General features: G+C 72.3%; 10 protein-coding genes. All 10 read left to right on the top strand.

What is annotated here, in order from left to right:
• Positions 1–731: HD domain-containing protein (locus PROKR_RS04225; RefSeq protein WP_036959840.1), on the top strand; the 731-nt coding region annotated here is incomplete at its 5' end.
• 34 nt (positions 732–765) lie between these two features.
• Positions 766–2,406 carry a signal recognition particle protein gene (gene ffh / locus PROKR_RS04220; protein WP_036959864.1) on the top strand — a complete coding sequence of 547 codons (1,641 nt, stop codon included), beginning with the start codon at positions 766–768 and terminating at the stop codon, positions 2,404–2,406.
• Between the two features lie 126 nt (positions 2,407–2,532).
• Positions 2,533–3,654 (top strand): amidohydrolase family protein, encoded by a 1,122-nt coding sequence (locus PROKR_RS04215; RefSeq protein WP_036959838.1) that lies wholly within the window; start codon positions 2,533–2,535, stop codon positions 3,652–3,654.
• 177 nt (positions 3,655–3,831) lie between these two features.
• Positions 3,832–4,257 carry a 30S ribosomal protein S16 gene (rpsP, locus tag PROKR_RS04210; RefSeq protein WP_020016865.1) on the top strand — a complete coding sequence of 142 codons (426 nt, stop codon included), beginning with the start codon at positions 3,832–3,834 and terminating at the stop codon, positions 4,255–4,257.
• The gene (locus PROKR_RS04205; protein WP_020016864.1) at positions 4,257–4,496 is read left to right on the top strand and encodes an RNA-binding protein; all 240 of its coding nucleotides are present in this window, start codon (positions 4,257–4,259) and stop codon (positions 4,494–4,496) included. Before rpsP ends, PROKR_RS04205 begins: the two co-directional genes overlap by 1 nt.
• An 82-nt stretch (positions 4,497–4,578) precedes the next feature.
• Positions 4,579–5,142, top strand: coding sequence for a ribosome maturation factor RimM (gene rimM / locus PROKR_RS04200; protein WP_036959836.1), 564 nt, complete (start codon positions 4,579–4,581; stop codon positions 5,140–5,142).
• A 1-nt stretch (position 5,143) separates the two neighbouring features.
• Complete coding sequence (trmD, locus tag PROKR_RS04195) at positions 5,144–5,935, top strand: tRNA (guanosine(37)-N1)-methyltransferase TrmD (RefSeq protein ID WP_036959861.1); 792 nt, start codon at positions 5,144–5,146, stop codon at positions 5,933–5,935.
• Positions 5,936–6,176: 241 nt separating this feature from the next.
• Positions 6,177–6,524 carry a 50S ribosomal protein L19 gene (gene rplS / locus PROKR_RS04190; protein WP_020016861.1) on the top strand — a complete coding sequence of 116 codons (348 nt, stop codon included), beginning with the start codon at positions 6,177–6,179 and terminating at the stop codon, positions 6,522–6,524.
• 317 nt (positions 6,525–6,841) lie between these two features.
• The gene (lepB, locus tag PROKR_RS04185) at positions 6,842–7,510 is read left to right on the top strand and encodes a signal peptidase I (protein WP_036959834.1); all 669 of its coding nucleotides are present in this window, start codon (positions 6,842–6,844) and stop codon (positions 7,508–7,510) included.
• A 3-nt stretch (positions 7,511–7,513) separates the two neighbouring features.
• On the top strand, positions 7,514–7,735 hold a 222-nt coding region (locus tag PROKR_RS04180), incomplete at its 3' end, for a ribonuclease HII (protein WP_036959832.1).

Genomic DNA, 7,735 nt, shown 5'->3' with positions numbered 1-7,735 from the left:
CCCTGCGGGCCGCCGCCACTGCGGCCCGGACCGGGCTCGTGCTCTCGCCCGTGACCATCCGCAGCCTGGAGCAGTCCCCGCCCCTGCCCGAGCCGTGGCCGCCCGCCGCGCGCGAGAGCCTGCTCACCCTGCTGTCGGCCGGGCCGGCCCAGGTGCCGGTCTGGGAGGCGCTCGACCTCGCCGGCGTCGTCACCTCCTGGATCCCCGAGTGGGCCGACGTGCGCAACCGGCCCCAGCGCGCCGCCATCCACCGGCACACGGTGGACCGCCACCTCGTCGAGACGGCCGCCGTGGCGTCCCGGCTGCGGCGCCGGCTGCCCGACACCCCGAACGGCGCCGGGCAGAGCTCCGGCGACCTGCTGCTGCTCTCCGCCCTGCTGCACGACATCGGCAAGGTGCGCGGCGCGGCCGACCACTCCGTCGAGGGCGCCCGCCTGGTCCCCGGCATCCTGACTCGCGCGGGCTTCGCGCCCGACGTGGTCGACGACGTCACGCGGCTGGTGCGCCACCACCTCACGCTGGCCGACCTGGCCACCCGGGCCGATCCCGACGACCCCGACACGCTCGGCACGCTGCTGGAGGCAGTGGACCACCGGCGGGACCTGCTCGACGTGCTGCGCTCGCTGACCGAGGCGGACACCACGTCGCTGGGGCCCAAGGCGTGGACGGGCTGGCGCGCGCAGCTCGTGGACGGGCTGACCGAGCGGGCGCGTCTCGCGCTGCGCCGATGAACCCGTGACCGTCCGACTCTATTAGGCTGTGTCCGTGTTCAACTCCCTGTCCGACCGGCTTACCTCGACGTTCAAGAACCTGCGCACGCGGGGCCGTCTCTCCGAGGCGGACATCGACGCGACCGTGCGGGAGATCCGCCGCGCCCTCCTCGACGCCGACGTCGCGGTGCCCGTGGTGCGCGAGTTCACCGCGGCGGTGCGCGAGCGCGCGCTGTCGTCCGAGGTCTCCGGTGCGCTCAACCCCGCCCAGCAGGTCGTCAAGATCGTCAACGAGGAGCTCGTCGACATCCTCGGCGGGGCCACGCGCCCCCTGACGCTGGCCAAGACACCGCCCACGGTCATCATGCTCGCGGGTCTGCAGGGTGCCGGTAAGACGACCCTGGCGGGCAAGCTCGCGCACGCGCTGAAGGGCCAGGGCCACACGCCCCTGCTGGTCGCCGCCGACCTGCAGCGCCCCAACGCCGTGACCCAGCTGTCCGTGGTCGCCGAGCGAGCCGGCGTGCCGGTGTTCGCGCCGCACCCGGGCAACACCTCCGAGGCCGACGACCCGGCCGCCGACGCGCCGCTGATCGGCGACCCGGTCGGCGTCGCGCGCGACGGTGTCGCGTACGCCAGGGAGCGCCAGCACGACGTCGTGATCGTGGACACCGCCGGCCGCCTCGGCATCGACCAGGTGCTCATGCAGCAGGCCGCGGACATCCGCGCCGCCGTGAACCCCGACGAGGTCCTGTTCGTCATCGACGCGATGATCGGCCAGGACGCGGTGAACACCGCCAAGGCCTTCGCCGACGGCGTCGACTTCACCGGCGTGGTGCTCTCGAAGCTCGACGGCGACGCCCGTGGTGGCGCCGCGCTGTCGGTCGCCAAGGTGACCGGCCGGCCCATCATGTTCGCGTCCACCGGCGAGAAGCTGACGGACTTCGAGGTCTTCCACCCGGACCGCATGGCCAGCCGCATCCTCGACATGGGTGACGTGCTCACCCTGATCGAGCAGGCCGAGAAGACCTTCGACGCCGAACAGGCCGAGAAGATGGCGGGCAAGCTCGCCAGCGGCCAGGACTTCACGCTCGCGGACTTCCTGGTGCAGATGCAGCAGCTGAAGAACATGGGCTCGATGAAGAAGATGCTCGGCATGCTGCCGGGCATGGCCCAGATGCGTGACCAGCTCGAACAGTTCGACGAGCGCGAGGTGGGCCGCATCGAGGCGATCATCCACTCGATGACGCCGGCCGAGCGCGACAATCCCAAGATCATCAACGGCTCGCGCCGCGCGCGCATCGCCAAGGGTGCCGGCACCACGACGACGGCCATCAACCAGCTTCTGGAGCGGTTCGACAACGCCCAGAAGATGATGCGCCAGATGGCCAAGGGCGGCGGCATGGGCCCGGGTGGCATGCCCGCGATGCCCGGCGGCCCCGGCATGGGCATGGGCAAGAAGTCGCGCGGCAAGACACAGCCCCCCAAGAAGGGCAAGAAGGGCAAGTCCGGTAACCCGGCCAAGCGCGCGCAGCAGGAGAAGGACGCCATGCAGCGCGCCCTGGGCGGCGGCCCCGCCGCGAAGCCCGCGGCACCGGCCGGCTCGGCCTTCGGCGTCGGCCCCAAGCAGGGCGACGAGGCACCCGACCTGAACAGCATCGAGCTGCCCCCGGGCCTGGAGAAGTTCCTGGGTCGGTGAGTTCCGGGCCGGTGAGCCGGATCCCGCAGGGGTGGTGCGGGGCCGGCGAGGACGCCGGGGCGGGCAGGTGGCTGGGGCACGGCAGGGGACAGGTCCACAGGGTGACGGGTAGAGCGAAGGAGCCGCATGTCTGCGCTGGAAGGTCCGACCGCGGCGATCCGCGGGCGCATCCTGCTCGGTGACGACCGCGAGGCCGAGGAGCTGTGGGTCCGCGGCGGACGTGTCAGCCTCACCCGGCCGTCGGCGCAGGGCACCAACATGCGGGTGCTGGAGGGCTGGGCGCTGCCCGGCCTGGTCGACGTGCACTGCCACATCGGGCTCGCGGCCGACGGCGCCGTCTCCCCGGAGGAGGCCGAGAAGCAGGCCGTGGCCGACCGCGACTCGGGCGTCCTGCTGATCCGCGACGCCGGATCGCCGCTGGACACCGTGTGGGTGCACGGGCGTACCGACCTGCCGCACCTGCTGCGGGCTGGCATGCACCTGGCGCGGCCCAAGCGGTACCTGCGCGACTACGGGCTGGAGCTCGACTCCCCGGAGCAGCTCCCCGAGGCGGTGCGCACGCAGGCCCGGCGCGGCGACGGCTGGGTCAAGCTCGTGGGCGACTGGATCGACCGCACGCTCGGGGCCGACGGCGACCTCCGGCAGCTGTGGCCCGAGGACGTGCTCCGCGAGGCCGTGGCCGTGGCCCACGCCGAGGCGGCCCGCGTGACCGTGCACGCCTTCGCCACCGAGACGATCGACACCCTGCTGGCGGTGGGGGTGGACTGCATCGAGCACGGCACCGGCATGACGGCGGAGCACATGGCCGAGGCCGCCCGGCGCGGCATCGCCGTCACGCCGACCCTGCTGCAGGTGGGGCAGTTCGAGAGCATCGCGGCCCAGGCCGACGGCAAGTACCCGGTGTACGCGGAGCGGATGCGCGGCATGTACGCGCGCCGGTACCAGCAGGTCCGGGACCTGTACGAGGCCGGCGTGCGGCTGCTGGTCGGCACGGACGCGGGCGGCACGATCTCGCACGGCCGCATCGCCGACGAGTGTGCCGAGCTGGTCGCGGCCGGCATCCCCGCGGCGGAGGTCGTCGCCATGGCGTCCTGGCGCGCCCGCGACTACCTGGGCTTCGGGGCCGTGGTGGAGGGGTCCAGCGCGGACCTCGTGGTCTACCCGGCCGACCCGCGCGAGGACATCGAGGTGCTCCGGCACCCCACCGCGGTGGTGCTGCGGGGCGTGGTCTACCCGACCGCGCACTGACGGCCCGTGTGACGCACACGCGGTTGGTGGGGCCTCTCGGCGTCTGGCACAATATGCAGGTACTCGGCATGCCCGGACCCCTCTCACCCGGTCAGGTCGTGTCCCGGTCCCACCCACTGCTTCACCCCACGTCGCGGTGCTCGGGGCCATCCCATCAGAACCAGGAGAGACCACTTCGTGGCTGTCAAGATTCGTCTCAAGCGCCTCGGCAAGATCCGGGCCCCGTACTACCGCGTCGTCGTCATGGACTCGCGCGTCAAGCGCGACGGCCGTGCGATCGAGGAGATCGGCAAGTACCACCCGACCGAGGAGCCGTCGCTCATCGAGATCAAGTCGGAGCGCGCGCAGTACTGGCTCGGCGTCGGCGCGCAGCCGACCGAGCAGGTCGCCGCTCTGCTCAAGGTGACCGGTGACTGGCAGAAGTTCAAGGGCCTGCCGGGTGCCGAGGGCACCCTGAAGGTCAAGGGCGAGAAGGCTGACGCCGCCGCCGCGATCGAGGCCGTGAGCGCCGACGCCGAGAAGGCCAAGGCGAAGGCTGCCGAGAAGGCCGCCGCCGCTGCCGCCGAGGCTCCGGCCGAGGCCGCTGAGGGCGACGAGGCCTGATGCTCTCGGAGGCCCTCGAGCACCTGGTGCGCGGCATCGTGGACAACCCGGACGACGTCCGCGTGTCCGCGAAGACGCTGCGCCGTGGTGACCTGCTCGAGGTCCGTGTGCACCCTGACGATCTCGGCCGGGTCATCGGCCGCGGTGGTCGCACGGCGCGCGCACTGCGCACCGTGATCGGTGCGCTCGCCACCGAGGGCCCGGTGCGGGTCGACGTCGTGGACGTCGACCGGCGCTGATCCTTCAGCACCCAGCACGACGACGAGGCCCGGTCCGTACGCGGACCGGGCCTCGCTCATTGCCACATCTTCGAGGAGTGACATGCAGCTGACCGTGGCCCGCGTCGGCAAGGCGCACGGGCTCAAGGGCGAGGTCGCCCTCGACCTGCGCACGGACGACCCCGAGTCCCGGCTCGCGATCGGCGAGCGGCTCGAGACGGTGCCCGCGGACGCCGGACCCCTGACAGTCACCCGGGCGCGTGAGCACCAGGGCCGCTGGCTGGTCACCTTCGCCGAGGTCGCCGACCGCACCGCGGCCGAGGAGCTGCGCGGGACCGAGCTCGTGGTCGAGGCGGACGCCTCCGACGAGGAGGACGCCTGGTACCCGCACGAGCTGGCGGGGCTGCGCGTGGAGCTCGAGGACGGCACCGTCGTCGGCAAGGTCATAACCCTGGAGTACCAGCCAGCCCACGAGGCGCTGCTGATCGAGGAGGACCTGCCCGACGGCGGTACGACCCGCACGCTGGTGCCGTTCGTCCTGGCGATCGTGCCCGTGGTCGACGTCCCGGGCGGCCGGGTGGTGCTGACCCCGCCCGGCGGGCTGCTGGCGCGCGACGCGGACGCCGCCGTCGTGGACCGTGCCGATGACGACCGGGAAGACGACTGACGTGCGCGTCGACGTGATCTCGATCTTCCCGGACTACCTGTCCGTGCTCGACCTGTCGCTGGTGGGCAAGGCGCGGCAGCGCGGCCTGCTGGACCTGCGCGTGCACGACCTGCGCGACTGGACCACGGACCGGCACCGTACCGTCGACGACACCCCGTTCGGCGGGGGAGCGGGCATGGTCATGCGGCCCGACGTGTGGGGGCTGGCTGTCGACGACGTGCTGGACGGCGACGCGGCGGGCGCGCACCTGATCGTGCCGACGCCGTCGGGCGAGGTGTTCACACAGCGGCACGCGGAGTCACTCGCGTCGGCCGAGCAGCTCGTGTTCGCGTGCGGGCGCTACGAGGGCATCGACGCGCGCGTCGCCGAGCACTACCGCGACGCGGGCGTCACCGTGCACGAGCTGTCGATCGGCGACTACGTGCTCAACGGCGGCGAGGTCGCCTCCCTCGTGATGATCGAGGCCGTTGCCCGGCTGATCCCCGGCATGGTGGGCAACCCGGACTCGCTGGTGGAGGAGTCGCACGGCGCCGCCGGCCTGCTGGAGTACCCCGTGTACACGAAGCCGCCGTCGTGGGCCGACCTCGAGATCCCGGAGGTGCTGCTCTCGGGGCACCACGCGAAGATCGAGCGCTGGCGCCGGGACCGCGCGCTGGAGCGGACGGCGGCGCGCCGGCCGGACATGATCGCGGCCCTGGACGTGGCGGGCCTGGACAAGCACGATCTGGCGCTGCTCGCGGAGCTGGGCTGGGTGCCGGGGCCGGACGGCGACGGGCGGCTCGTGCGGGCCTGAGGTCCGCGCCGGCGCGGGTCACACCCGCTCCGATGGTTGGCCTGCCCGTTCGTATGGCAGAATTACCCGTTGGTGCGTCGCCGGTCAGGTCTCTGCCACAGGGGACGACCGGGGCGGGCAACCGCCCCCGACCGGGTCAAGCCGCACCGCCATCCACACCCTTTCGGGACCCTGACGGCCGCACGGCCGGGTCAGGGCCCACGAGATTCGCGCCTGACCTGTGGCAGGCCCGGAGAGAACGATGCAGAAGCTCGACAACATCGGCGCAGCCTCGCTGCGGTCCGACATCCCGGCCTTCCGTGCCGGTGACACCGTCAAGGTCAACGTCAAGGTCGTCGAGGGCAACCGCTCCCGCGTCCAGGCGTTCCAGGGCGTCGTCATCTCCCGCCACGGCGGCGGGATCGGCGAGACCTTCGCCGTCCGCAAGGTCAGCTTCGGTGTGGGCGTGGAGCGCAAGTTCCCGCTGCACGCGCCGACCATCGAGTCGGTCGAGGTCGTCACCCGCGGTGACGTCCGTCGCGCCAAGCTGTACTACCTGCGCGAGCTGCGCGGCAAGAAGGCGAAGATCCGCGAGAAGCGCGAGAACTGAGCGTTCTGAGCGCTCCGGTGCTCCACTGACATCGGCCGCCGCCCTCGTCCACCGAGGGCGGCGGCCGATGTCGTACCCGGAGGGGTTCGTGGGGATGTCCGGCAGGTTGGATGTTCGCCCGCCCGACCATTTCGCCGGGGACCCCCAGTGGTGACAGAGTTAGGCACGTGACGAGTTTCGACCGGGTGGCACCGCCCACCCCTATCGATGGGACGCCCTTGAGCTCAGATGATCCGTGGGAAAGCAGCGGGGCACATCGGCAGGGTGGTGCCGCGCACGGTCGTGAGCCGCGCCGGCAGCAGTCGGGCGTCCTCGCGATGCTCAAGGAGATCGCGATCATCGTGGTCAGCGCGCTGGTCCTGTCGTGGCTGATCAAGACGCTGCTGGTCCAGCCGTTCTACATCCCCAGCGCGTCCATGGAGGACACACTGACCGAGGGTGACCGGGTCATGGCGTCGCGGCTGACGCCCGGCCCGTTCGACCTCGAGCACGGGGACATCGTCGTCTTCGTGGACCCGGGCGACTGGCTGCCGCCGTACGTGCCGCCGGAGCGCGGCCCGGTGGGCGACGCCGCGGTGTCGTTCCTGACGACCGTCGGCCTGCTCCCGCAGGACACCGGCGACCACCTCATCAAGCGCCTGATCGGCCTGCCCGGCGACAAGGTCGTCTGCTGCGACGCCGAGGGCCGTGTGTCGGTCAACGGCACGCCGCTCGACGAGACGTACATCAAGCCCGGTTCGGTGCCGAGCCAGGACCCGTTCGACGTCACCGTGCCGGACGGCATGCTCTGGGTGATGGGTGACAACCGCCAGAACTCCCAGGACTCGCGCTACAACCGCGGCAAGCCGGGTGGCGGGTTCGTGCCCGTCGACAACGTCGTCGGCACGGCGTTCGCGACCGTGTGGCCGCTGGACCGCCTGGACTGGCACAGCAACCCGAGCGACGTCTTCGACGGCGTCCCGGACGCCCCGCCCGCGGGGAAGTAGGCGGTGCGCAAGGTGCCCACGCTGCGGCAGGAGAGGGCGCTCCTCGCCTCGGGAGCCCGCCTCGTGGCGGGCATGGACGAGGTCGGGCGCGGGGCGCTGGCCGGTCCGGTCAGCGTGGGCGTCGTCGTGGTCGACGCCACGACGCGCACCGGGCCCAAGGGCGTGGCCGACTCCAAGCTGCTCACGCCGGGCGCGCGCGAGACCATCGCGCCCGCCGTCCGCCGC

It is taken from the genome of Promicromonospora kroppenstedtii DSM 19349 (assembly GCF_000515355.1).
Lineage (GTDB): Bacteria > Actinomycetota > Actinomycetes > Actinomycetales > Cellulomonadaceae > Promicromonospora > Promicromonospora kroppenstedtii.
The sequence above is the reverse complement of the archived record's forward strand: the minus strand, read 5'-3'. Positions and strand labels throughout refer to the sequence as shown.